Annotated in this window: 20 protein-coding genes; 12 read left to right on the plus strand and 8 right to left on the minus strand. The window is 71.7% G+C overall.

The annotated features are described in order from the left end of the window. Positions 1–118: 118 nt before the first annotated feature. Entirely contained in the window at positions 119–1,552 is a 1,434-nt protein-coding gene (locus KK483_RS32660; RefSeq protein ID WP_262008813.1) for an amino acid permease, read from the minus strand. Positions 1,553–1,701: 149 nt separating this feature from the next. Further along, entirely contained in the window at positions 1,702–2,163 is a 462-nt protein-coding gene (locus KK483_RS32665; protein ID WP_262008815.1) for a universal stress protein, read from the minus strand. A 113-nt stretch (positions 2,164–2,276) separates the two neighbouring features. Between KK483_RS32665 and lysX the strand changes: the two genes are divergently transcribed. Further along, positions 2,277–5,663: a bifunctional lysylphosphatidylglycerol synthetase/lysine--tRNA ligase LysX gene (gene lysX / locus KK483_RS32670; RefSeq protein ID WP_262008817.1), complete on the plus strand. Its 3,387-nt coding sequence runs from the start codon at positions 2,277–2,279 to the stop codon at positions 5,661–5,663. A gap of 328 nt (positions 5,664–5,991) precedes the next feature. Continuing rightward, positions 5,992–6,633 carry a polysaccharide deacetylase family protein gene (locus tag KK483_RS32675; protein ID WP_313879500.1) on the plus strand — a complete coding sequence of 214 codons (642 nt, stop codon included), beginning with the start codon at positions 5,992–5,994 and terminating at the stop codon, positions 6,631–6,633. A 111-nt stretch (positions 6,634–6,744) separates the two neighbouring features. Here KK483_RS32675 and KK483_RS32680 read toward each other — a convergent pair whose 3' ends face one another. Beyond that, positions 6,745–7,404: a class F sortase gene (locus KK483_RS32680; RefSeq protein ID WP_262008819.1), complete on the minus strand. Its 660-nt coding sequence runs from the start codon at positions 7,402–7,404 to the stop codon at positions 6,745–6,747. 310 nt (positions 7,405–7,714) lie between these two features. Here KK483_RS32680 and KK483_RS32685 point away from each other — a divergent pair, with 310 nt between their 5' ends. Beyond that, complete coding sequence (locus KK483_RS32685; protein WP_262008821.1) at positions 7,715–8,704, plus strand: hypothetical protein; 990 nt, start codon at positions 7,715–7,717, stop codon at positions 8,702–8,704. A gap of 103 nt (positions 8,705–8,807) precedes the next feature. Here the strand turns inward: KK483_RS32685 and KK483_RS32690 are convergent, their stop codons facing one another. The 3 genes from KK483_RS32690 to KK483_RS32700 all read right to left on the minus strand — a co-directional run bounded on the left by KK483_RS32690 (position 8,808) and on the right by KK483_RS32700 (position 10,874). Continuing rightward, positions 8,808–9,365: a hypothetical protein gene (locus KK483_RS32690; RefSeq protein ID WP_262008822.1), complete on the minus strand. Its 558-nt coding sequence runs from the start codon at positions 9,363–9,365 to the stop codon at positions 8,808–8,810. A gap of 192 nt (positions 9,366–9,557) precedes the next feature. Beyond that, positions 9,558–10,322, minus strand: coding sequence for a DUF4239 domain-containing protein (locus KK483_RS32695; RefSeq protein WP_262008823.1), 765 nt, complete (start codon positions 10,320–10,322; stop codon positions 9,558–9,560). Between the two features lie 18 nt (positions 10,323–10,340). Next, complete coding sequence (locus KK483_RS32700) at positions 10,341–10,874, minus strand: hypothetical protein (protein WP_262008824.1); 534 nt, start codon at positions 10,872–10,874, stop codon at positions 10,341–10,343. 197 nt (positions 10,875–11,071) lie between these two features. Here KK483_RS32700 and KK483_RS32705 point away from each other — a divergent pair, with 197 nt between their 5' ends. The 5 genes from KK483_RS32705 to KK483_RS32725 all read left to right on the plus strand — a co-directional run bounded on the left by KK483_RS32705 (position 11,072) and on the right by KK483_RS32725 (position 18,503). Next, complete coding sequence (locus KK483_RS32705) at positions 11,072–12,028, plus strand: SCO0930 family lipoprotein (RefSeq protein ID WP_262008825.1); 957 nt, start codon at positions 11,072–11,074, stop codon at positions 12,026–12,028. Between the two features lie 208 nt (positions 12,029–12,236). After that, a complete protein-coding gene (locus tag KK483_RS32710) occupies positions 12,237–13,049 on the plus strand; it encodes an SAM-dependent methyltransferase (protein WP_262008826.1) in 813 nt (270 codons plus the stop codon). Next, positions 13,046–15,217, plus strand: a complete 2,172-nt coding sequence (locus KK483_RS32715) for a bifunctional diguanylate cyclase/phosphodiesterase (protein ID WP_262008827.1) — start codon at positions 13,046–13,048, stop codon at positions 15,215–15,217. Before KK483_RS32710 ends, KK483_RS32715 begins: the two co-directional genes overlap by 4 nt. 416 nt (positions 15,218–15,633) lie before the next feature. Further along, positions 15,634–16,695: an ATP-binding protein gene (locus KK483_RS32720; protein WP_262008828.1), complete on the plus strand. Its 1,062-nt coding sequence runs from the start codon at positions 15,634–15,636 to the stop codon at positions 16,693–16,695. After that, complete coding sequence (locus KK483_RS32725) at positions 16,692–18,503, plus strand: DUF2201 family putative metallopeptidase (RefSeq protein WP_262008829.1); 1,812 nt, start codon at positions 16,692–16,694, stop codon at positions 18,501–18,503. Before KK483_RS32720 ends, KK483_RS32725 begins: the two co-directional genes overlap by 4 nt. A 236-nt stretch (positions 18,504–18,739) precedes the next feature. Here KK483_RS32725 and KK483_RS32730 read toward each other — a convergent pair whose 3' ends face one another. Next, positions 18,740–19,369, minus strand: a complete 630-nt coding sequence (locus KK483_RS32730; protein ID WP_262008830.1) for a bifunctional 2-polyprenyl-6-hydroxyphenol methylase/3-demethylubiquinol 3-O-methyltransferase UbiG — start codon at positions 19,367–19,369, stop codon at positions 18,740–18,742. A 162-nt stretch (positions 19,370–19,531) separates the two neighbouring features. On the opposite strand from KK483_RS32730, the gene KK483_RS32735 reads away from it, so the two are divergent. Next, the gene (locus tag KK483_RS32735; RefSeq protein ID WP_262008831.1) at positions 19,532–20,128 is read left to right on the plus strand and encodes a helix-turn-helix domain-containing protein; all 597 of its coding nucleotides are present in this window, start codon (positions 19,532–19,534) and stop codon (positions 20,126–20,128) included. A gap of 128 nt (positions 20,129–20,256) precedes the next feature. Here KK483_RS32735 and KK483_RS32740 read toward each other — a convergent pair whose 3' ends face one another. Next, positions 20,257–21,156, minus strand: coding sequence for a LysR family transcriptional regulator (locus KK483_RS32740; protein WP_262008832.1), 900 nt, complete (start codon positions 21,154–21,156; stop codon positions 20,257–20,259). An 84-nt stretch (positions 21,157–21,240) separates the two neighbouring features. On the opposite strand from KK483_RS32740, the gene KK483_RS32745 reads away from it, so the two are divergent. From KK483_RS32745 to KK483_RS32755, 3 genes are read left to right on the plus strand one after another with little or no spacing between them, the layout of a single operon-like run. Next, a complete protein-coding gene (locus KK483_RS32745) occupies positions 21,241–21,960 on the plus strand; it encodes a succinate dehydrogenase (protein ID WP_262008833.1) in 720 nt (239 codons plus the stop codon). Position 21,961: 1 nt separating this feature from the next. Next, positions 21,962–23,920, plus strand: a complete 1,959-nt coding sequence (locus KK483_RS32750; protein ID WP_262008834.1) for a fumarate reductase/succinate dehydrogenase flavoprotein subunit — start codon at positions 21,962–21,964, stop codon at positions 23,918–23,920. Then, complete coding sequence (locus KK483_RS32755) at positions 23,917–24,663, plus strand: succinate dehydrogenase/fumarate reductase iron-sulfur subunit (protein WP_262008835.1); 747 nt, start codon at positions 23,917–23,919, stop codon at positions 24,661–24,663. The genes KK483_RS32750 and KK483_RS32755 overlap by 4 nt, the downstream gene beginning before the upstream one ends. The last annotated feature ends 71 nt before the right edge of the window (positions 24,664–24,734 follow it).

Below are 24,734 nucleotides of genomic sequence, written 5' to 3' on the forward strand. Positions count from 1 at the left end.
CTGCGTGGCGTATCCGAACGCATCGGGGCGTGAAGGGACAGGCGTCGTACGCGGATGTGCGTTGAGCGGTCGCACTCCTCGGCGAATGGTGCGGCGAGCGGTCGACCGGACGGGTGTGCTACCCCGGTCCGGGCCGCCCCTCCCGCTCGGTCCTGCCCAGCTCCGAGCGGCGGTACGAGTAGGTGAAGTAGATGACGAGGCCGACCAGGAACCACACCGCGAACCGCGCCCACGTCTGCCAGTCCAGGAAGGTGATCAGCCAGACCGAGAAGACGACACCGAGCGCCGGCACGACCGGCATGCCCGGACAGCGGAACGTCCGCGGCAGCTCCGGATGCCGGTAGCGCAGCACGATCACCGCGACGCACACCACGACGAACGCCAGCAGGATGCCGATGTTGGTCAGCTCGGCCGCCTCGCCGATCGGCAGGAAGCCGGCGATCACCGCCGACGCCACACCGGCGATCCAGGTCACACGGATCGGGACGTGCCGCGTCGGATGCGTCTTGGCGAACCAGCGGGGGAGCAGCCCGTCCCGGCTCATCGAGAACCAGACCCGGGTCACACCGAGCATGAAGGTGAACATCACCGTGAGGATGCCGATGATGGCGCCCACCGCGATGACGTTCGCGACGCCGCCGAGACCCACCGCCTTGAAGGCCGAGGAGAAGCCGCTCTCCGGGTCGATCTCCTTGTAGTTCTGCATCCCCGTCAGGACGAGGCAGGCGAGCACGTACAGCACCATCGAGATCGCCAGCGAGTAGACGATCGCCTTCGGCATGTGGCGCTGCGCGTCCTTGGACTCCTCGGCCGCCGTCGACATGGCGTCGTAGCCGAACACCGCGAAGAAGACCGTCGCCGCGCCGGTGAAGGCGCCGCTGACGCCGTACGGGAAGAAGGGGTTGTAGTTGGCCGAGTCGATGTGGAAGAAGCCGAGGACGATCACCAGCAGCACGACCAGGACCTTCAGCACCACGACGCCCGTCTCGAAACGGGCGGCGTTCTTGATGCCGAGGGTCAGCAGGTAGGCGGTGAACAGGCACAGCACCGAGGCGATCAGATCCACCTGGTGGCCGGGGCCCGTGCCGGGCGCGCCCAGCATCCAGACGGGCAGCTCCGCCCCCATCTCGCCCAGCAGGAAGTTGAAGTAGCCCGAGATCCCGATCGCGACCACCGCGACGATCGCCGTGTACTCCAGGAGCAGGTCCCAGCCGATGAACCAGCCGGCGAGCTCTCCGAGGACCGCGTAGCCGTACGTGTAGGCCGACCCCGCCTTCGGGATCAGTCCCGCGAACTCCGCGTACGAGAACGCCGCGGCCGCGCTCGCCACACCCGCGATCAGGAACGAGACGAGGACCGCGGGACCCGCCGTCTCGTTCGCCACCGCCCCTGCGAGTGCGAAGATCCCCGCCCCGATGATGCCGCCGACGCCGATGGCCGTGAGCTGCCACAGGCCGAGCGTCCTGGTGAGCTGTTCGCCCGGGGCGCCTTCTTCGATCAGTGCGATGGGCTTGCGGCGCAGCACGCCCTGTCCCACCCGGAGCCCTGCCATGAGTCACCTCTTCGCGGACTGCTGTCGGCCGAGGCGGTTCATGATGGACCAGCGGCGCCTGCGTGCGGAAGGCGACATGCAGGCCGGCGAGTGAGGATTCCGCGTGGAGCCGGGGACGATCCGCGCGGGTCGCGAAGGCTTCGCGGGCGTTACGGAACCACCGTCACCGGCCAGCGCCCGGCCTTCACCAACCGTACCGCCACGGAGCCGATGATCCGATGGCCCGCCGACTCCGACGCCCCCACGACGACCGCGTCGGCCCGCAGCTGGTCCGCGGCCTTCACCAGGCCGCTGTAGGGGTCGCCGCGGAAGGTGTGGAACTCCCAGCGCACCTCCCAGATACCCCGGACCCGCTCCATCGCCTCGCGGATCTCCGCGATCAGCCCCTGCGCGATCTCCCCGGCCGTGTCCGGCACCGGGGCGCCGAGCGCCGCGCCCGCCGGCATCAGCGGCTGCACGTACACGGCGGCGAGCAGGGCGTTCTGCCGCCGGGCCAGACCGCTCGCGTACGCGGCCGCCCGCAACGACGAATCGGAACCGTCCAGGCCCACGACGATCACCTTCGGACCGTCCGTGCCGCGCTCGAACCCCGGGGGCTGCTGCTCGCTCACGCCACGAGCCTATCCCCGCCGCCCGGCCGCCCGGCTGCCGTCCCGCCGCCCCGCCGCCCGGCTGCCGTCCCGCCGACAGGCGGCCGGGCGAGGCCCTCCCTAGAGTGCGGAGCATGGGTGTCAGCGTGGAGGAGCGCTCAGCAGCCGCCGCCCGGAGCCGCCTCATCGGCAGGGTGCCGGACGGCTTCGCGACGTTCTTCGCCCTGCTCGGGGTCTTCTGCGCGGTCATCGCGCTCATCGCCCCGCTGCGCAGACTGCTCCTCCCCGTCGCGCTCTTCCTCGACCGCGTCGCCGTACCCGTCAGCGCCAACCTCGCCTACGCCGTCTTCCTGCTGCTGCTCGCGGCGGCCGTCGGCGCCCGCAAGAAGGCCGCCTGGTGGCTGGTCGTCACGTATCTGGCGCTGATCGTCGTCACCGACATCCTGGTCATCGCCTTCGCCCGCGACCAGGGCGGGATCCCCGGCCTCGTCGTGTGCCTGCTGGCCCTGGCGGTGCTGGTCGTCGCCCGGCACGAGTTCTACGCCGCGACGCGCCGCGGCTCGCTGCGCCGGGCGCTGCTCGTCCTGGTCCTCGGCCTCGCCGCGGGCGTGCTCGCCGGCTGGGGGCTCGTCGAGCTCTTCCCCGGCAGCCTCGACCCCGAGCAGCGGCTGCTGTGGTCCGCCAACCGGGTGTTCGGCGGACTCGTCTCCGGCGCCCAGTTCGACGGCAGCCCGCCCCGCGTCCTCTTCTTCCTCCTCGGCCTCTTCGGCGCCGTCGCGCTGCTCACCTCCGCCGCGACCCTCTTCCGCTCCCAGCGCATGGAGTCCGCTCTGCACGGCGACGAGGAACCCCGTATCCGCGCCCTGCTCGGCGCCTACGGCTCCCAGGACTCCCTCGGCTACTTCGCCACCCGCCGCGACAAGGCCGTCGTCTTCTCGCCCAGCGGCAAGGCCGCCGTCACCTACCGCGTCGAGGCCGGCGTCGCCCTCGCCAGCGGCGACCCGGTCGGCGACAAGGAGGCGTGGACCCCCGCCATCGAGACCTGGCTGGACGTCGCCCGCCGCTACGCCTGGGCGCCCGCGGTCATGGGCGCGTCCGAGGACGGTGCCAGGGCCTACGCGCGCTCCGGGCTCGGCGCGATCCAGCTCGGCGACGAGGCGATCCTGTACGTCGACCGGTTCGACCTGGACGGGCGCGACATGCGGGTCACCCGGCAGGCCGTCCACCGGGTGCGCCGGCTCGGCGCCACCGCCCGGATCCGCCGCCACTCCACCCTCAGCGACGCCGAGATGCGCCGGATCATCCACCGGGCCGACGCCTGGCGGGACACCGAGACCGAGCGCGGCTTCTCCATGGCCCTGGACCGGCTCGGCGACCCCGGTGACGGCGACTGCCTGCTCGTCGAGGCGTTCCTCCCCGGACCCGGACCCGGACCCGGACCCGGTCGCACCGCCGCCGCCCGACCCGGACCCTGTGACACGGACGGCGACGACGAGGGCCGGCTTGTCGCGCTGCTCTCCTTCGTCCCCTGGGGACGCGACGGGATCTCGCTCGACGTCATGCGCCGCGACCGCGACAACGCCCCCAACGGAATCATGGAGTTCATGGTCGCCGAGCTGTGCGCCGAGGCCCCCCGGCTCGGCGTCCGCCGGATCTCCCTCAACTTCGCCGTCTTCCGCTCGGCCTTCGAGGAGGGCGCCCGCATCGGCGCCGGGCCCGTGCTGCGGCTGTGGCGCAGACTGCTGCTGTTCTTCTCGAAGTGGTGGCAGCTGGAGGCCCTCTACCGGTCCAACGTCAAATACCAGCCCGCCTGGTACCCGCGGTTCCTCTGCTACGGGGACGCCGGCGCCCTCGCCCGCATCGGCCTCGCCTCCGCGATCGCCGAGGGCTTCGTCTCCGTACCCACGCTGGGCCGGCTCCGGGGCAGGGGGCGGCCACGCGGCGTCGCCGGACCCGTCGCCAGCACCGCCGGGCTCCCGGCGATCGACGCGCTGGAACTGGCCGGGCCCGACACCGTACGCCCGATGGGGGAACGCCGGCTGCCCGAACAGGTGCGCATCCGCCACCGCAAACTGGAGCGGCTGCGTGAACGGGGCCTCGACCCGTACCCCGTCGGCGTCGCCCCGCCCGGCGGCACCCACGCCGCCGTCCGCGCCGCGCACCCGTCCCTGCCACCCGGCGCGCGCACCGGGGAGCGCACCACCGTCGCCGGCCGGGTCATGGCCGTACGCGACTTCGGCGGCGTCGTCTTCGCCGTGCTGCGCGACTGGTCCGGCGACCTCCAGATCGCCTTCACCCGCACGGAATCCGGCCCCGAGACGCTGCGCTCCTTCACCGCCGACGCCGACCTCGGCGACCACATCACCGCCACCGGCGAGATCGGCGCCAGCGACCGCGGTGAACTCACCGTCTTCGTCACCGCCTGGCAGCTCACCGCCAAGTGCCTGCGCCCGCTCCCCGACAAGCGCCGCGGACTCGCCGACCCCGAGGCCCGGGTCCGCCGCCGCTATCTCGACCTGGTCGCGAGCCCCGACGCCCGCGGGGTGGTCCGGGCCCGCTCCGCCGCCGTGCAGGCGCTGCGCCAAGGGCTGCTCGACCGCGGCTACCTGGAGGTCGAGACGCCGATGCTCCAGCAGATCCACGGCGGCGCCAACGCCCGGCCGTTCACCACCCACATCAACGCCTACGACCTCGACCTCTATCTGCGCATCGCCCCCGAGCTGTACCTGAAACGGCTGTGCGTGGGCGGCCTGGAGAAGGTCTTCGAACTGGGCCGCACCTTCCGCAACGAGGGCGTCTCCTACAAGCACAACCCCGAGTTCACGATGCTGGAGGCGTACCAGGCCCACGCCGACTACGACGTGATGCTCGACCTCGCCCGCGAACTGATCCAGGCCGCCGCCACCGCCGCGTTCGGCTCGCCCATCGCCCACAAGGCCGGCCCCGGCGGGCGGCTCGTCACCCACGACATCTCCGGTGCCTGGCCGGTCATGACCGTCCACGGGGCGATCTCGGATGCGCTCGGCGAGCACGTCGACGCCAACACGGACGAGGACACGCTGCGGCGCTTCTGCGATGTCGCCGGAGTCCCGCACCGCCCCGACGACTCCCGGGGCGACATCGTCCTGGAGATGTACGAGCGGCTCGTCGAGGAACGCACCCAGCTGCCCACGTTCTACAAGGACTTCCCCACCGACGTCTCCCCGCTGACCCGCCAGCACCGCGGCGACCCGCGCCTCGCCGAACGCTGGGACCTCGTCGCCTTCGGCACCGAACTGGGCACGGCCTACTCGGAGTTGACCGACCCGGTGGAACAGCGAAGGCGCCTCACCGCCCAGTCGCTGCTCGCCGCCGGCGGCGACCCGGAGGCGATGGAACTCGACGAGGACTTCCTCGACGCGCTGGAGTACGCGATGCCGCCCACCGGCGGACTCGGTATCGGGGTCGACCGGCTGGTGATGTTCCTGACCGGACTGACCATCCGCGACACCTTGCCGTTCCCGCTCGTCCGCCGCCACTGAACACGCCGGACGAGGGGATGCACCCCGCCCGCGCGCGCCCCCGACTGCTGCTCCCAATGGGTGCATTCGTACGCCGAACCGGTGTCGCTGGGTCCCGGTGTTCCCCGGCCGTGGCAGCCATGGGTCCATGGAGACGGATCAGACGCCGCTCGGGCGGCGGTCACTGCTGCGCATCGCCCTCTGCACGGGAGCAGCAGCCGCCGTCGCACCCCTGTTCAGCACCGGCGGATCCGGCACCCCGGGCCGGCCTGCGGCCCCGGCGCCCGCGGCGGGCCCGCAGGCGTTCCGGGCTGGAGTCCACAAGGCGTCGGCGTATAGGCTCCGGCCCATGACGGCATCCGCGCCGTACCAGCTGACCCGGGGTGCGACCCCGGTCCGCGAGGAGCCCTTCCTGCGCATGCCCTCGCTCGGCCGCTCGATGGTGCTGACCTTCGACGACGGACCCGATCCGCTCTACACCCCGGACATCCTGAGGATCCTGCGCGGCCATGACGTGCGGGCCATGTTCTTCGTCTGCGGGCAGCGGGTGGCGGACAACGGGGACCTGCTGCGCCGGATCGCCGACGACGGGCACGTCGTGGGCAACCACTCCTGGTCGCATCCGCTGCTCCCGGATCTCACGCCGTCCCGCATCCGCGCCGAACTGGAGCGCACGAGCGAGCTCATCGAGAAGACGATCGGCACCCCGCCGCTGTGGCACCGGGCGCCGTACGGGGCCTGGAACCGGCGCACGTTCGAGATCGGCGCCGAGCTCGGCATGGAGCCGCTCGCCTGGACGATCGACACCCTCGACTGGCGCGAGCCCGGCACGAGCGCGATCGTCGGCCGGGTCGTGGACGAGGCCGAGCCCGGCGCGGTCGTCCTCTCGCACGACGCGGGCGGCGACCGCTCCCAGAGCGTTGCCGCGCTGCGCCGGTACCTTCCGAAGCTGCGGCGGTCCGGATACCGGCTCACCGTGCCCATGCGCTGAGGTGCTGCTGCGCCGAGGACCGCTGCGCCGAGGACTGTTCGGCCGAGGATCCTTCGGTCGAGGGGTCTTCGGCCGAGGGGCCGGCCCGTGGGGGAGCCGGCCCCGGATCGTTCACCGCGCCGAGATCATCCGGGCGAAGACGACGACGTTGCCGTCGTAGCCGGTCGCCCGCGAGTAGCCGCCACCGCAGGTGATCACCCTCAGCTCGGGGCTTCCGGTGTCGCCGTACACCCGGGCGCCGGGGAAGTCGTTCTTGCCGAAGACCTCGATCGCGTACACCTCGAAGACGGCGGTCCTGCCGTCGAAGCGGCCCACCTCGACGTGCTGGCCCTTCTGCAGCGCACCGAGCCCGTAGAAGACGGCCGGGCCGCCGGCGTTGTCGACGTGTCCGACGATCACCGCGGTGCCCTGCTGCCCCGGGGCGATGCCGTTCTGGTACCAGCCGGCCAGGTTGGGGTCCGCCGGGGCCGGGGCCTCGATCCAGCCGTTTGCGTCCAGACCGACGTCGATGATCGGCGCGTTCACGCGGAGCGCCGGAATGCCGATCTTGGACGCGGGGGCGTACGGCAGCGGCTCGACCGTCGCGGTCAGCGGCACCGGGTCCTGATAGGTGCGGCGGCTGTCCAGGCCGGCCGCGACGGCGGGCTGCGGCGGCCCCATGCCCACGTCGACACCGTTGCGCACCAGCGCGAGGCCGGTGAGCATGACGAGAGCCAGTGCGCCCCAGGGGGAGCGTCTCCTCGACTCCGAGCCGGTCCAGTCCTGGCCCATGGTTCTCCCATCTCATCGCCTGCAGGAACGCTAAGCACGGAGGGCGCGGGCGGCGACCGGAGAGGGGCGAACGGGTGGTACGGCCACTTGGGGTGCCCCATCCGTGTACATGATCGGACAAAAGCTTCTGACAGTCCGTGACCTGCGACTCCGTCAGATACGAGGTGCTCGCACCGGCGTGTCGGCTCACCGGGGTGGACCAGTCCCGAAATGCGGCGAATGTGCAAGCCAGTGAGTGTTCGTCATGGAGGGCGTTGTCGTCGAATCTCCGGAGCACCGTTCCGGGGCGCCGTCCACTGGAGGTTCAACCATGCGTGCTTCACGCGCTCTCGCGGTGACCTTCACCGCCTGCGCGGCCGTCGGGCTCTCCGCGCCCTTGACCGCCGCCGCTACCAGCAACGGGGACAACGATGGCCCGAGATTCATCAACCTGTCCCCGTCCGAGGTCCACCAGGGCGGGACCCTGACCATCCTGGTCGACGGCTGCAAGCGCGGGGGCACCGTGTCGTCCAACGCGTTCCCGACGGCCATTCTGTCGTCCCACGACGGCGGCGGGTACCACGGCCCGCAGGCCAGCAGCCAGGGTGGCACGAAGAAGAAGAGCGACGACCCCGGTGCGGGGAACGCCGGTGAGGGCGACTTCGGCTGGGACGAGGAGGGGAGCGGGAACGAGGGCGGCGTCGGCGGGGACCAGGGCGGGAACAACAACGGCAACGGGAACAACGGCCACGGCCAGGGGCAGGGCCAGGGGAACAACAACGGCAACGGCAACAACGGCCGTGACCAGGGTGGCAACAACAACGGGAACAACAACGGGAACAACAACGGGAACGGCAACGGCAACAACGGCCGTGACCAGGGCGGGAACAACAATGGGCGGGGCAACAACAACGGCAACAACGGCCGTGACCAGGGCGGGAACAACAACGGGCGGGGCAACAACAACGGCAACAACAACGGCCGGGACAACGGACGCGACAACAACGGCCGGAACAACAACAACGACCGCGGCCGTGGTGGCGACCACGGGGGCGAAGGCAACTCCATCGCCACCGCCCGGATCTACGACCGCGCGACGCCGGGCGTGTACAACATGGCCGTCCGGTGCCACGACCACGGCCGCCTTGCCACCCGCGCGTTCACCGTGCTGTTGGGCCGTGGCGCGCTGGGCGGGATCGGTGGCTCCATGGGCCCCTCCACCAACGAAATGGCCGTGGGCGGCGGACTCGTCGGCGCGGCGGCCCTCGGCGGCACCGTCTACGTCGTCCGTCGCCGCCGCATGAGCAGCGGGAAGGCATGACCGGCCGAACCTCCCGGTCGGCCCGAACCGCCCGTCGCCCCGAGTCCTGGTCCAGGACTCGGGGCGACGGGCTTCGCGGGGGGTGTGCTGCTGGGCGGCGCGCTCAGTGCAGACGGTTTCCCATGTGGCGGCGCACCACGAACCAGATGCCGCCGGCCGCGATGAGCACGAGGCCCGCGCCGGTGGCGATCTTGCCGGCGTTCATGGATTCGATGCTGCCGCCGATCCCGCCTCTGACCCCCTTGGGGGAGGCGGTGGAGGTGGTCGACGTCGAGCGGGTGGTCGCGGGGGCCGAGCCGCCCGCGATCCTGAGGTCGGTGGTGCCGGACTGGCTGCCGCAGGTGAAGGTCACGGAGTACACGGCGCCGCGGCGGGCGTCCCGGTCGACCGTGGCCGCGCCGGTCTGGCCGGGCGGGATGGTCACGGTGTCGAAGACGCCGGAAGAGGCCGCGGCCGAGGTCGGGCAGCCGGACACGGTCAGGGTGACCCGTCCGCCGGGGACGACGGTGGTGGGGGCGACGGCGAACGAGAAAGGCTGCTTGCGCGCGGCGCCGGCGGCGCCGCCCGCGCTGTCGGCGTCTGCGGCCGACGCGATGGGTGTGGTCAGGGCGAGGGCGGCCGCTCCGAGCAGAGCGGCGGACGCGATCGGTATCGCGCGCATGGGCAATCCTCCGGGTCCCCGAGGAGCAGCTGCGGAACGGGTTTCCACAAAGGCAGGGAATGCACCTCGATACCCGGAACGCTAGGAGCGGCCTAACGCGCCCGCGATCGCTGACGGTCGAATGGGGTAACGGTGTCACCCGGGTGGCGGACAGTGCCGCGTTCGCGGCGTACGCCACCCGGGTCCCCGACGTCAGGAACGGAGGTGCGGGAAGAGAGCCGTGAAGGGATCGGCCGTGGCCGAAATACCCCGGCCGAAAGGTGCGTCGAAATCCCAGATCAGAAAGAGCAGAAAGGCGATCAAGGCGCTGAACAGCCCCGCGAGGAGAAGTTCCCGCCATGTCCGTCGAATCTGTAGCGTAAAGATCAGGCCAACGGTTACCACGGCGCCCGTGATCAGACCGAACCACACCACACCCGGCATCGTCGCCTCGATGCCCTGGCCCCGGGTGCCCCTGGCGTCGTCCGCGGCGGCGACCTGGTCGACGAGCGGCTGGTACGCCTGCCCCTCGTGGTCGGTCCTCGGGACGTAGTCCGTCACATCCCGCCGCACCCGGTCGAGGAGCCGGGTGCCCTGTGCGCTGAGCGTGCCCCGCTCGGCCATGTGGCGCCACTCCGCGGTGACGACGTGGGAGACGTAGGCGTCGACGTCGTGCCGGATCCGGGAGCGGACATCGGCGGGGTACACCTCGGCACGGACGTACACCTCGTGCAGCGCCTGTGCCTCCTGGCGGACCGAGTCCTGGGCGGCGCCGCGCGCCTCCCAGACCCCGGCGATGGCGAGGCCGAGCACGATCGCGTACACCACGCCGATCATCATCGTCATGTACTCGATGACGCTGGGCGTCTCCGACGGATCGTCGTCCTCGCCGATCCGCCGGTTGTTGATGACCGTGATGGTCAGGACGACCACGCACGCAGCGGCCATCGCGATCGTCAGGACGACCCATTCCGACACAGGTACCTCCGAGCAGGGCTAACGGGAGCGGGGACGAAGGAAGGCCGCGGCCAGCACCGCGGGCGCGGTGACGAGGAGCGTGAGCGAGACCAGGGAGGGCCCGCCGCGGGGTTCCTCGCGCCGGGGTCTGCGGTAGGAGGGGAGCGCGACGGGGCTCGGCGCGCCGAGCGCGGGGCGGACGGTCGGGGCGGGCGCCGGTGGTGACGGGGGTGCAGGAGCCGGCAGGGGAGGCGCGGGAGTCGGGGGAGCCGGAGGCGGAGGCGGCGGAGGGGCGGGCTCGGCCTCGGCACGCGGCGGCGGGGGAGGCGGTGGCGGTGGCTCCGGTGGTGGCGGGGCGGGACGCGGCGGCGGAGAAGGCTCCGGAGCGGGCGAAGGGCCCGCCGTGCAGGAGCCGGTGCCCGCGACCGCGACGGCGGACAGCGAGCCGTCGCCCCCGATCGAGGCGTAGGAGCAGTTGTCGGCCACGGCGGGCAGCGGTGCCGCCAGCAGCCAGGCGAGTGCGGCGGCCGACAACAGCCGCCCGACGAGCGATCCGTACACGCCGGTGAGCATGATCCGCAGCCGCGCCGGACACGCCGGGACGGGCGGTGATTCGCCTGATGGAGCGGTTGTCGGGCGATCGGGTTTGCGGCCCCGAAAGATTTTTCCCGCTTCCGTTGAACAGACCACGCCCCCGCGCCCGTACCTAGGGCCATGAACGACGCACCCAGGCGTCACAACAGCATCGGGCATCACGGGAGTTGACTGAAATGAAGACCTGGCGGAACGTCTCGCTCGCGGTGACTGCGACGGCCGTACTCGCGCTGACGACGGCGTGCGGTCAGGAACAGGGCACGGCAACACCCAATGGCCAGGCGGTCGGCGCGGCCAACCCCGCACAGCAGCCGGCCGCCGACGGCTACGGCTCCGACTACGGCTCCGGCGGCGACGCCGCCGCCGCACCCAAGACCGCGGGCCAGCTCGCCGTCGTGGACAGCAAGAAGCTCGGCAAGGTCCTCACCGACAGCGAGGGCTTCACCCTCTACCGCTTCGACAAGGACACCGCAAGCCCGGCGAAGTCGAATTGCGAAGGCGAGTGCGCGAAGGTGTGGCCCGTCGTGGCCGCGGGCGACGTCACCGCCGCACCGGGCACCGACGAGTCGCTCATCGGTGAGGTCACCCGCACCGACGGCACCAAGCAACTCACCGTCGACGGCTGGCCGATGTACCGCTACGCCAAGGACACCAAGCCCGGCGACATCAACGGCCAGGGCGTGGGCGGCACCTGGTTCGCCTCCGCACCCGACGGCAAGAAGGCCGCCCCCGGCGGCGCGGACGGCGCCGAGAGCGGCGACGCGGACCTGGCCGGGCTGTCGGTCCGCAACGACCCCAAGCTCGGCGAGATCGTCGTCGACAAGAACGGCATGACGGTCTACCGCTTCATGAAGGACTCCGCCTGGCCGATGAAGACGGCCTGCACCGGGGCCTGCCTGGAGAAGTGGCCGGTCGTCGAGCCGGTGGACAAGAACGACACCGAGGGCGTCCTGAAGAAGGGCTTCGTCACCTTCGACCGCCCCGACGGCATCAAGCAGCAGACCATCGACTGCTGGCCGATCTACACCTTCGCCGGTGACGAGAAGCCGGGCGACACCAACGGCCAGGGCGTGGGCGGCACCTGGTTCGCCGTCTCGCCCGAGGGCAAGCCGGTCGGTGCGCCCAAAAAGTAGTCCCCACGCAGCGCTCCGGCCCCGGCCCGCCGTCCACGTTCCCCCGCGTGGACGGCGGGCCATCCGCACGTGCCGGAGGCAAGTGTGACCAAGAACGGATCGGCAATTTCCGTTTCTGCTCGCTCTCTTGGCGGGCGATCAGTAGCCTCGGCTCGAACACGGCCGCAAGTATGGCCGTACGTCCCGTGGCGACTTGTTGGAGAAATCAATGGAGCGTCCCGCCTGGGCCCCGCCGGGCATCGACATATCGGTGCCGAGCGTGTCCCGCATTTACGACTACTACCTGGGCGGCTCGCACAATTTCGAGGTCGACAGGGAAGCCGCGCGCAGGGCCATGGAGTTCGTGCCGGGACTCCCCAAGATCATGCAGGCGAACCGGGCGGTCATGCGCCGGGCGGTGCGCTTCGCGGTGAGCGAGGGCATCACCCAGTTCCTCGACATCGGCTCCGGCATCCCGACCTTCGGCAATGTCCACGAAATCGCCCAGGAGGCCAGCCCCGGAGCGCGGGTCGTGTACGTCGACCACGACCCGGTGGCCGTCGCGCACAGCCAGGCGGTCCTGGAGGGGAACGAGAACACCGGGATCGCCGGCGCCGATCTGCGCAAGCCGCAGGAGATCCTCGGCAGCCCCGAGGTCGCCCGGCTGCTCGACCTGGAGCGCCCCGTCGCCCTGCTCCTCGTCTCCGTGCTGCACTTCATCGAGGACGCGGACGACCCGCAGGGCGCCGTCGCCGAACTCGGCGCCGCCCTCGCACCCGGCAGCCTCATCCTCGTCACCCACGCCGCCTACGACGGCGTCCCCGTACCCAAGGAGCAGGTCGGCGGCGTGGTCGGCGTCTACAGCGACATCAGCAACCCGCTCGTGATGCGCACCCGCGAGGAGATCGCCCGCTTCTTCGACGGCTTCGAACTGGTCGAGCCGGGGCTGGTGTCGATGGGGAACTGGCGCCCCGACACCCCGGCCGAGCAGGAGGATCCCTACGCCTTCTCCGGCTTCGCCGGCGTGGGGCGCAAGGCGTGAAGGTGCCGTCGCAGGCAGCGGCGTCCGCGGCGGACCCCGACGGCCCAGAGGACAGACTCCGCCGGTTCGCGACCATCTGGAGCCGGGCGATCTTCCCGGTCACGGCCACCTCGCTGACCAGATCCGAGTTCGAGCGGCATCTGCTGCCACTGGCCCGTCGGTTGAGCGACGCGCTGCGCAGACGCCCCTTCGACACCGCCGCCGCCCACGGCGTGGGCGCCGCCCTCGTCCACGCCCACTGCACCGACCCGGACGCGCTCAGCCGCACGCTCGGCGTCGTCGACGCGTATCTGGTCCTCTACTGCGGTGACGAGCAGGAACAGGCCGAGGACAGCCGGGCCCGCTGCGCCCGGCTCCAGCACGCGCTCGCCGCCGGCTACGCCCAGGCCCTGCGCGAGCGGACGCTCAGCGAGCAGGAGGCCATCGCCCGGTCGGCGCTCGCCGCGCGCAGCGACGCCATGGAGGCGCTGCACGCGACCGAGACGCGCTTTCGCGCCGTGTTCGAGGGCGCGGCGGTCGGTATCGGCATCGCCGACCTCGAAGGCAACGTACTGGAGGTCAACGACACCCTGACGCGGATGTTCGGGGGCCTGGAGCACCACGTCCGGGGCCGCAAGGTCCACGAGTGGGCCCACCCCGAGGACCGGCCGCAGGTGTGGGACCTGTACGAGGAGCTCGTACGCGGCGAACGCGAGCACTTCCGGGCCGAGAAGCCGTTCTACCGCAACGACGGCACCGTGCTCTGGACCAACCTCACGGTCTCGCTGCTGCGCGACGCCGAGGGCAGACCCCAGTACCAGCTCGCGCTGATGGAGGACACCACCGAGCGCCGCCTGCTCAACCTGCGGCTGCGGTACGAGGCCACGCACGACGCGCTCACCGGACTGCCCAACCGCACGCTGTTCTTCGAACGGCTGGAGAAGACACTGGCCGCCGGCGAGGAGACGCGCTTCGGGCTCTGCTACCTCGACCTCGACGGCTTCAAGGCGATCAACGACAGCCTCGGCCACTCGGCCGGCGACCGGCTGCTCGTGGAGATCGCGGACCGGCTCCAGAGCTGCGCCACCGCGCCCGGTGAGATGGTCGCCCGGCTGGGCGGCGACGAGTTCGTGGCGCTGACCACCGGTGCGGAGAGCGAGCGCGAGGTCCGCGACCTCGCCGCCCGGGTCCTCGCGGTGCTGAACACACCCGTCACGCTCGACGGCCGGGAGATCAGCGTCCGCGGCAGCATCGGCATCGTCGAGGGACGCGCCGGGGAGCAGACCTCCGCGGAGGTGCTGCGCAGCGCCGACATCACCATGTACCGGGCCAAGGCGGCGGGCGGCAACCGCTTCGAGTTCGCCGACGCCGAGGCGGACGCCCGCGCGATCACCCGCCACGGACTGACCACGGCGCTGCCGGCGGCGCTGGAGCGCGGCGAGTTCTTCATCGAGTACCAGCCGCTGGTGCACCTCGGCGACGGCAGCGTGTACGGGGCGGAGGCGCTGGTGCGCTGGTGCCATCCGCAGCACGGTGTCCTCGGCCCCGACCGGTTCATCCCGCTCGCCGAACACACCGGCCTGATCGTGCCGCTGGGCCGCTGGGTGCTCCAGGAGGCGGTGAGCCAGGCCCGGTTCTGGCACCAGCAGACCCCGCTCGGCCCCCACGGCCGGCCGCTGCGGATCAACGTCAACCTGTCACCGACCCAGCTGCACCACCCCGGACTCGTCGCCGACACGGTCGCCGTGCTGGAGCGCTCGGGACTGGAGCCGGCGGCACTGTGCCTGGAGGTGACCGAGTCCGCGCTGATCGGCGCGGACGAGGACCTGCTGAAGCCGCTGCGGCAACTCGCCGAGATGGGCGTCGACATCGCGCTCGACGACTTCGGCACGGGCTACTCGAACCTGGCGAACCTGCGGCGGCTGCCGGTGAGCGTGCTGAAGCTGGACCGCTCCTTCACCCAGGGCATGCAGCGGCATCCGGCGGACCCGGTGGACCTGAAGATCGTCGAGGGGATCGTCTCACTGGCCCACAGCCTGGACCTGGCCGTCACGGTGGAGGGCGTGGAGACGGGGGCGCAGGCGGAGCAACTGCGGGACCTGGGCTGCGACACGGCCCAGGGCTGGTACTACGCCCGTCCCGGCCCCCCGGACCGCCTTCACGCCCTGTCCCTGGCGGACGCGGTCTAGCCAGGACGTGTCGTGGAAGCCCCGTCCGCCCGGCCTCCGGGCGGACTTGGGCCCGGCCCCGATGCCGGCCCGCCGCGGAGCGGCTGATGTCACAGGGGTGCGTGCAACTGCGAGTCGCAGGAGGGAGTCGACGCGGTAGGGGCACCTCCCGTGCCCGGAGGGCTACGGGGGAGTCGGCGGCCGACAACCACGCGGCAGATGCGCGTGCCAGGACCTAGGGGGTGTCTTCGACGTCCCGTCCGCCCGGCCTCCGGGCGGACCTGGGCCCGGCGCCCCGATGCCGGCCCCGCGCCGGCGGAGCGGCACCGGCGCGCGAATAACCGGCTGCGCTGAGGGCCCCGCGGCGTCCACACTGTTCGGACACATCGAACAGTCCGGGCGCACCGGACGTCACCCAGCCCTCAGGAGTCCTCAGCTTGCAGGCAGCCGTCACCATCACGCCCGCCCGTGTGCCCGAGCTGCTGCTCGGACTCGCCACCGTGCGACCCGTGTTCCTGTGGGGTGCCCCCGGCATCGGCAAGTCGTCCCTCGTACGGAACTTCGCCGAGTCCCTGGGCCTGGAGTGCGTCAGCCTGCTCGGCACCCAGCTCGCGCCCGAGGACCTCATCGGCGTACCGCAGATCCGCGACGGCAGGTCCGTCTTCTGCCCGCCCGAGGCCATCGCCCGTGACGAGCCGTACTGCCTCTTCCTCGACGAGCTGAACGCCGCCACCCCCGATGTGCAGAAGGCGTTCTACTCCCTGATCCTCGACCGGCGCATCGGCACGTACGAGCTGCCGGCCGGGTCCATCGTCATCGGCGCCGGAAACCGGGCCACCGACAACGCGCTGGCCCGGCCCATCGCTTCCGCGCTTGTCAACCGACTCACCCACGTCCACCTGCGCGCCTCCGCCACCGACTGGCTCGTATGGGCGGGTGAGAACGGCATCCACCCATGGGTCGTCGACTACCTCGGCGACCGGCCCGACCATCTGTGGTCGCAGCCGCCCAAGACGGAGGAACCGTTCTCCACTCCCCGTTCGTGGCACATGCTCTCCGACGCGCTGCACTCCTTCGGGCCGACGCTGGACGAGGAGACGCTCAAGATCGTCGCGCACGGCACGCTCACCCCCGCGCACGCCGTGTCCTTCTGCGGCTACGCCAAGATCGTGCGGCACGCGTACGGCATCGACGCCATCATCAAGGGCGACGCCTCCTGGCCCCGCCGCATCGAGGACCGCGACCTGCTCTACTACCTGGCCGACGCCTTCCGGGGCCGGCTCGTCAAGGAACTCCCCGCCACCAAGGACCAGATCCCGCCCGCCCTGCGACAGACCGCACACCGCGCCAAGACGCTGCTCGTCCAGCTCGCCGAGATCTCCGTCGAGGTCGCCCAGACCGTCATCCGCGACGACGAGGACGGACAGCCCGTGCTGCCCGCCTGGTTCCTCGTCGAGGCCGCCCGCGACATGCCGCGGCTGGTCGAGGCCCGCCGATGAGCCGGCCGGCGGGCCGGGCGGCGCAGGGGAAGAAGGCCCGGAACGACGCGGCCACCCAGGAGTTCCTCGCCGGACTGGCCGTCGTCCAGCGCAACCCGGCCCTCGCCGCGCTGGAAGCCGATGTCTGCCGCAGCCGCGACTGCGCTCTGAACCCGCGCCACGGTCTGGCCGCCGTCGACTCCAACGGCAAGATCCATGTCCACCCCGACCGCCGTGCCGAACCGGCCGAGTGGGCCTGGGCCGTCGCCCACTGCCTCATCCATCTCGGCTTCGGCCATGTCCCCGCCGACCAGCGTTCCCGTCCGCAGCCCGACCGGTTCGACCTCGCCGCCCGCTGCGTCGTCGTCAACCGCTTCCTGCTCACCTTCCCCGCCGGCCGCGCCCCCGACCGCCTCCCCGCGTCCTACCCCGACGGCGACGAGGAACAACTCGCCACCCGCTGGCGGCGCGACGGCATCCCCGCCGCGTACGAACACTGCGGCACGGGAGGGGAGGCCCCCGACCAGATCCTCGTGCCATGGTCGCGGTGGCACACCCCGGCCGACTGGCAGCTCGCGTTCGCCCATGCCCTGACCCGCACCATGTCCGCCGCCATGGACGTCGCGGGCGGCCGGCGCGACACGCTCACCGGCGAACGGCTCCCGGCGCGGCCCTGGGACCGCGCGCTCAGCTGGTTCATCACCTCCTACCCGCTGCTCGGCGGCATCGCGGCGGGCATGAAACTCGTCGCCGACGCCGAACTCGCCCGCGCCCACAGCATCGCCGTCGCCGCCGTCGACGCCACGCTCGGCGAGATCTACGTCAATCCGCTGCGCCGCTACGACGACGAGGAATGGCGTTTCATCCTCGCCCACGAGATGCTGCACGCGGCCCTGCGCCACGGTGACCGGCGCGGCGCCCGCGACCCGTACCTCTTCAACGTGGCCGCCGACTACGTCATCAACGGCTGGCTCGTCGAGATGGGCGTCGGCACGATGCCCGAAGGACTGCTGTACGACCCGGCATTGAGGAACCTGTCCGCGGAGGAGGTGTACGACCGGATCGTCACCGACGCCCGCCGGATCCGGCGCCTGGCCACCCTCCGCGGCAAGGGCATCGGCGACATCCTCGGTGAACCGCTCGGCGGCGGCCCCCGGGACTGGGTCGACCTCGACGAGTTCTACCGGCGCGGCCTGGTCCAGGGACTCGATCTGCACCTCGGCGGCGAACGGGCGCTGCTGCCCGCCGGACTGGTCCAGGAGATCCGGGCACTGGCCCACCCGCCGGTGCCGTGGGACGCCCGGCTGGCCCGCTGGTTCGACGAGTACGTGCCCCGCCCGGAGGCCGTGCGCAGCTACGCGCGGCCCGCCCGCCGCCAGGCGTCCACCCCCGACATCCCGCGCGCCGGACGGTACTTCCCGCCCGAGGAGGTCGCCCGCTGCACCTTCGGCGTCGTCCTTGACACCTCCGGATCCATGAGCGCCCGGCTGCTCGGCAAGGCGCTCGGCGCCATCGCCTCGTACGCCGAGGCCCGCGACGTACCGGCCGCGCGGGTGGTCTTCTGCGATGCCGCCGCTTACGACGCGGGTTATCTGCCGCCGACGGAGATCGCCGGCAGGGTCCGTGTGCGCGGCCGCGGCGGCACCGTCCTCCAGCCGGGGATCGACCTCCTGCGCCGCGCGGAGGACTTCCCGGCCACGGCGCCCGTGCTCATCATCACGGACGGCTACTGCGACGTGCTCCGCGTACGCCCCGAACACGCCTACCTCGTCCCGGAGGGCGCCTCGCTCCCCTTCACACCCCGCGGCCCGGTGTTCCGTCTGCGCTAGGGAGTGTCTTCACAGTGGCGTCGTCCGCCCGGAGGGCGGGCCCGGCGGCGTCTGGTGCGTGCGAGGGCAAGGCGGAAGAGGGAGTCCATGCGGTGGGGCACCTCCCGTGCCCGAAGGGCCACGGGGGTGGCGGCACCTCCCAGGCGCGAGCTCTGGGAGGGCGTGCCAGGCGCTGCGCCGGGCAGACGGGACTTTGAAGACACTCCCTAGCGCGCCGGCGCTGTCGGACGGGGTGGTCAGCGGCGTCGGACGGCGCGCACGACGACATCGTGGAGGGGGACCGCCCGGCCCCCGTGGCCGGTGCGGAGGTGCTCTTCGGCGGTGACGATCTCCCACTCCACGGCGTCCATGCGTGCGGTGACGGCCCCGGAGGTGGCCGACGCCTCGGCGGGAGGACGGTGCCCGTGGCCGGTGGAGTCCGGGGTGTCCAGATGCCCCACGATGAGCAGCGTGCCGCCGGGAGCCACCCAGTCGGCGATGCGGTCGTAGAACTCCAGCTGGGGCATGGCCGGGTGGGCGTAGTGCGTCATGACCAGGTCGAACTGCGCGGCCGGGCTCCAGATGCCCAGATCCGCCTCGACCCACTGCAGGCGCTCGGCGGCCCCGCTCGTCGCCGCGCGCTCGGCGGCGCGAGCGAGGGCCTCGGACGAGATGTCGGCCGCGGTGACGTGCCAGCCACGGGAGGCGAGCCAGATCGCCTCGGCACCGCCGCCGCACCCCGCGTCCAGTGCGGTGCCCGGCGTCAGGCCGCCGGTCTCACGAGCGAGGTACGGGTTCGGAGGGTTGCCGCCCATGGAGCCTGGGCCCGCGGCCCGCACCTGTTGCCAGTGCCGCTCCCAGAAGTCCTTGTCGAATGCGTGCGGCATGGTCGTCCTCCTCGTTCGCGATGGTCTCTCCGCCGTGGCCCGCGCCCTCGTCGCGGCCATGTGCCGACGGCTCCGCCGGGCTCACCCGCGCCGACGGATCTGCAGGGTGCCGTGCGGGGAGGCGGATGAGCAAACGTTGTTGCCGAATGGCAAAATGGGGCGATGGACGAAGCCATGGACCGCACTCTCGACGCTGTCGGACCGAGGCTGAAACGCCTCCGGCAGCACCGCGACGTCACCCTCGCCGCCCTCGCGGAGGAGACCGGCATCTCCACCAGCACCTTGTCCCGGCTGGAGGCCGGTCTGCGGCGTCCCACGCTCGAACAGCTGCTTCCGCTCGCTCGCGCCCACGGGGTCACCCTCGACGAGCTCGTCGACGCGCCGCCGACCGGCGACCCCCGCATCCATCTGCGTCCCATTCCCTGCGGTGACGGCTCGGTGGTCCTGCCGCTGACCCGCAGGCCCGGAGGGATCCAGGCGTACAAGTTCGTCCTGCCGACCGGGAGCGACGACGCCGCACCCGAGCTGCGCACCCACGAGGGCTACGACTGGGTCTACGTCCTCAACGGCACGCTCCGCCTGGTGCTCGGGGAACACGACCTCGTCCTCAGGCCCGGGGAGGCCGCCGAGTTCGACACGCGCACCCCGCACTGGTTCGGGGCCACCGGTGCTGGTCCCGTCGAGTTCCTGAGTCTCATCGGGAAGCAAGGCGAACGCACGCACGTCCGTGCGCTGCCGGCACCCGGCCCGGCCCGGTAGGAAGGCCCAGGGACCTCCGCGGCGCCCCGGTGTTGCTTGGACGGTCGGTGTTGCTTGGACGGTCGGTGCTGCTGGACGACCGGCTTCGCGCCCGTCCCCCCCTCCCGGCCGGGCGGGGCGCGTGGCCGTCACACCTCCGCAGGCGCCGTCAGGCGCGAGCGCAGCAGCATCCGCTGGAGCTCGCGCGCCGCCCGCGGCGGCGCCACGTCGCTGCGGTGGGCCAGCGCGATCGTCCGGCGCAGACCGGGGCGGGCCAGCGCGGTGACCCGGAGGTCGCGGCCCGCCCGCGCCGCGACCATCCGCGGCACCACCGCCATGCCAAGCCCCGCCCGCACGAACCCCAGCACCGCGTCCATCTCCCCGCCCTCGACCGTGAACGACGGCTCGAACCCCTCCGCCCGGCACGCCGCCACCGTCAGCTCCCGCAGGTCGTACCCGTGCCGGAACATCACCAGCCGCTCACCCTCCAGATCCGCGATCCGCACCGGCCGCCGCGGTGCAGGAGCGGCCGCCGCCGACACCACCACCAGATCCTCCTGGAGCAGTTCCACCGTCGACAGCGCCGGTGAGGGCGTCGGCAGCGGCAGTACCACCAGCGCCAGATCGAGCGCGCCGCGCGCGAGCTCCCGTACGAGGTCGTGGGAGCCGCTCTCCTCGATCAGCAGCTCGATCCCCGGGTGCAGATCGTGAAAGGCGCGCAGCACGTCCGGCAGCAGGCCGGTGCACACGCTCGGCGTCGCGCCGAGCCTGATCCGGCCGCGCCGCAACTGCGCCAGCTCCTGCACTTCCCGCCGGGCCGTGTCCGTGTCCGCCAGGATCCGCCGGGCCAGCGGCAGCAGCGCCTCGCCCGCGTCCGTGAGCGCGATGTTGCCGCGGGCACGGCTGAAGAGCTCCGCCCCGAGCTCCTTCTCCAGCGCCCGGATCTGCTGGGACAGCGACGGCTGCGACACATGGACCCGCTCCGCCGCCCGTGTGAAGTGCCGGGTCTCGGCCACGGCCACGAAGTACTGGAGCTGCTGGAACTGCATGGGACCCACGATAGCCGGAGCCTATGGAGATGAGCCGGACCATGTCTTGGACCTCTGGGTTCCCCCCGCCCTAGCGTCGGGTCCATGGCTCTCGCTACGCGGACGGACCGAAAGCAACCGGACCGAAAACCGTCCATGACGCGCACCTTCTGGGGATCGACCGTCGGCAAGAAGACGGTCATGGCCGTGAGCGGCCTGATCATGCTCGGCTATCTGGTCGTCCATATGCTGGGCAACCTCAAGATCTTCTTCGGCTCCGACGAGTTCAACGGCTACGCCCACTGGCTGCGCACCCTCGGGGAGCCCTTCCTCCACTACGAGTGGGCGCTCTGGCTCGTCCGCGTGGTGCTGCTCGCCGCCGTCGTGCTGCACGGCGTGTCGGCGTACCAGCTCAGCCGCCGGGACATCAGGGCGCGTCCCAGCAAGTCCGTCCACAAGCGGCGCCGCGCGAGCTACGCCACCCGCACCATGCGCTGGGGCGGGATCATCCTCGGCCTGTTCATCGTCTGGCACCTGCTGGACCTGACCACGCTCACCGTCAACGAGAACGCGGAGCACGGGCGCCCGTACGAGAACGTCGTCGCGACGTTCTCCACCTGGTACGGCAACACCATCTACATCACCGCGATGCTCGCCCTCGGCCTGCACATCCGGCACGGCTTCTGGAGCGCGGCCCAGACCCTCGGCGTGGGCAGCGCGGCCCGCGACCGCGCACTGAAGACCTCGGCCGACGTCCTCGCGCTGGCGCTGACGGCGGGTTTCATCGCGGTACCCGTCGCCGTCATGACCGGATCGGTGAGCTGACATGAACGACTTCCTCGAGTACACGGCGTACGAGACCGGCGCCCCGATCGCCGACACCAAGGCCCCCGAAGGGCCCATCGCCGAGCGCTGGGACCGCCGCCGCTTCGAGGCGAAGCTGGTCAACCCGGCCAACCGCCGCAAGCACACCGTCATCGTCGTCGGCACCGGCCTCGCCGGCGGATCGGCCGGTGCCACCCTCGCCGAACAGGGCTACCACGTCGTCCAGTTCTGCTACCAGGACTCCCCGCGGCGCGCCCACTCCATCGCCGCCCAGGGCGGCATCAACGCCGCCAAGAACTACCGCAACGACGGCGACTCCGTCCACCGCCTCTTCTACGACACCGTCAAGGGCGGCGACTTCCGCGCCCGCGAGTCCAACGTCCACCGGCTCGCCCAGGTCTCCGTCGAGATCATCGACCAGTGCGTCGCCCAGGGCGTGCCCTTCGCCCGCGAGTACGGCGGCCTCCTGGACACCCGCTCCTTCGGCGGCGTCCAGGTCTCCCGCACCTTCTACGCCCGCGGCCAGACGGGCCAGCAACTGCTCCTCGGCGCCTACCAGGCGCTCTCCCGGCAGATCGCGGCGGGGAACGTGGAGATGCACCCGCGCACCGAGATGCTCGACCTGATCGTCGTCGACGGCCGGGCCCGCGGCATCGTGGCACGCGATCTGATCACCGGGAAGATCGACACGTACTTCGCCGACGCCGTCGTCCTCGCCTCCGGCGGCTACGGCAACGTCTTCTACCTGTCGACGAACGCCATGAACTCCAACGCGACCGCCGTCTGGCGGGCGCACCGGCGCGGCGCGTACTTCGGCAACCCCTGCTTCACCCAGATCCACCCCACCTGCATCCCGCGCACCGGCGAGCACCAGTCCAAGCTGACGCTGATGAGCGAGTCGCTCCGCAACGACGGCCGCATCTGGGTGCCCAAGGCCGAGGGCGACACCCGCCCGGCCGCCGAGATCCCGGAGGACGAGCGCGACTACTACCTGGAGCGCATCTACCCCTCCTTCGGCAACCTCGTGCCGCGCGACATCGCCTCACGCGCCGCGAAGAACGTCTGCGACGAGGGCCGCGGGGTCGGCCCCGGCGGCCAGGGCGTCTACCTCGACTTCGCCGACGCCATCAAGCGGATGGGGCGGAGAGCCGTCGAGGAGAAGTACGGCAACCTCTTCGACATGTACGAGCGGATCACCGCGGAGAACCCGTACGAGGTGCCGATGCGGATCTACCCTGCCGTGCACTACACGATGGGCGGACTCTGGGTCGACTACGACCTCCAGACCACCGTCCCCGGCCTCTTCGCCATCGGCGAGGCCAACTTCTCCGACCACGGCGCCAACCGGCTCGGCGCGTCCGCCCTGATGCAGGGGCTCGCCGACGGCTACTTCGTCCTGCCGTCGACGATCAACGACTACCTCGCCCGCACCCCGCACGGCGGTGAGATCGACGACGGCCACCCGGCCGTGGCCGAGGTCCTCGCCGAGACCGAGGACCGGCTGAACCTCCTCCTCTCCGTCGACGGCGACCGCACGCCCGACTCGTTCCACCGCGAACTCGGCGAACTGATGTGGGAGTTCTGCGGAATGGCCCGCACCGAGGAGGGCCTGCGCAAGGCCCTCGGCCGGATCCCGCAGCTCCGCGAGGAGTTCTGGCGGCGGATCAAGGTGCCCGGCAACGGGGAGGAGTTCAACCAGTCGCTGGAGAAGGCCAACCGTATCGTCGACTACCTGGAACTCGCCGAGCTGATGTGCCTCGACGCGCTGCACCGCGGCGAATCCTGCGGCGGCCACTTCCGCGAGGAGTCCCAGACCCCGGACGGCGAGGCGGAGCGGAAGGACGAGGAGTTCTCGTACGCCGCCGCCTGGGAGTTCGCGGGAACCGGCGAAGCCCCCGTCCTGCACAAGGAAGACCTGGTCTTCGAGTACGTCCACCCCACCCAGCGGAGCTACGCATGAAGCTCAACCTGCGCGTCTGGCGCCAGAAGAACGCCGACGCCCCCGGCGCCATGGCCGTCTACGAGGTGGACGGCATCTCGCGGGACATGTCGTTCCTGGAGATGCTCGACACCCTCAACGAGGAACTCATCCTGCGCGGCGAGGACCCCGTCGCCTTCGACCACGACTGCCGCGAAGGCATCTGCGGCGCCTGCTCGCTCGTCATCAACGGCGACGCCCACGGCCCCGAGCGCACCACCACCTGCCAGCTCCACATGCGCTCCTTCCGGGACGGCGACACGATCGACATCGAGCCGTGGCGGGCCTCGGCCTTCCCGGTCGTCAAGGACCTGGTGGTCGACCGCTCGGCCTTCGACCGCATCATCCAGGCCGGCGGCTACGTCTCCGTGCCGACCGGCTCCGCCCCCGAGGCCCATGCCACCCCGGTCCCCAAGGCCGACGCCGACTCGGCCTTCGAGCACGCCGAGTGCATCGGCTGCGGCGCCTGCGTCGCGGCCTGCCCCAACGGCTCGGCGATGCTCTTCACCTCGGCGAAGATCAACCATCTCAATGTGCTGCCGCAGGGCGCGCCCGAGCGCGAGACCCGGGTGCTCGACATGGTCGCGGCGATGGACGGCGAGGGCTTCGGCGGCTGCACCCTGACCGGCGAGTGCGCGACGGCGTGCCCGAAGGGCATCCCGCTGCCGTCGATCGCGGCCATGAACAGGGAGTGGCTGCGGGCTACCCGCACGTCCGGCCGGTAGCGGAACCGGCCAGGACTGCCGAACCCCGGCGCGCATGTCCGAAAAGCCCCTCCAGGGTGGATAGATTCCCT

Origin of the sequence: Streptomyces sp. FIT100 (genome assembly GCF_024584805.1) — a bacterium.
Taxonomy (GTDB): domain Bacteria; phylum Actinomycetota; class Actinomycetes; order Streptomycetales; family Streptomycetaceae; genus Streptomyces.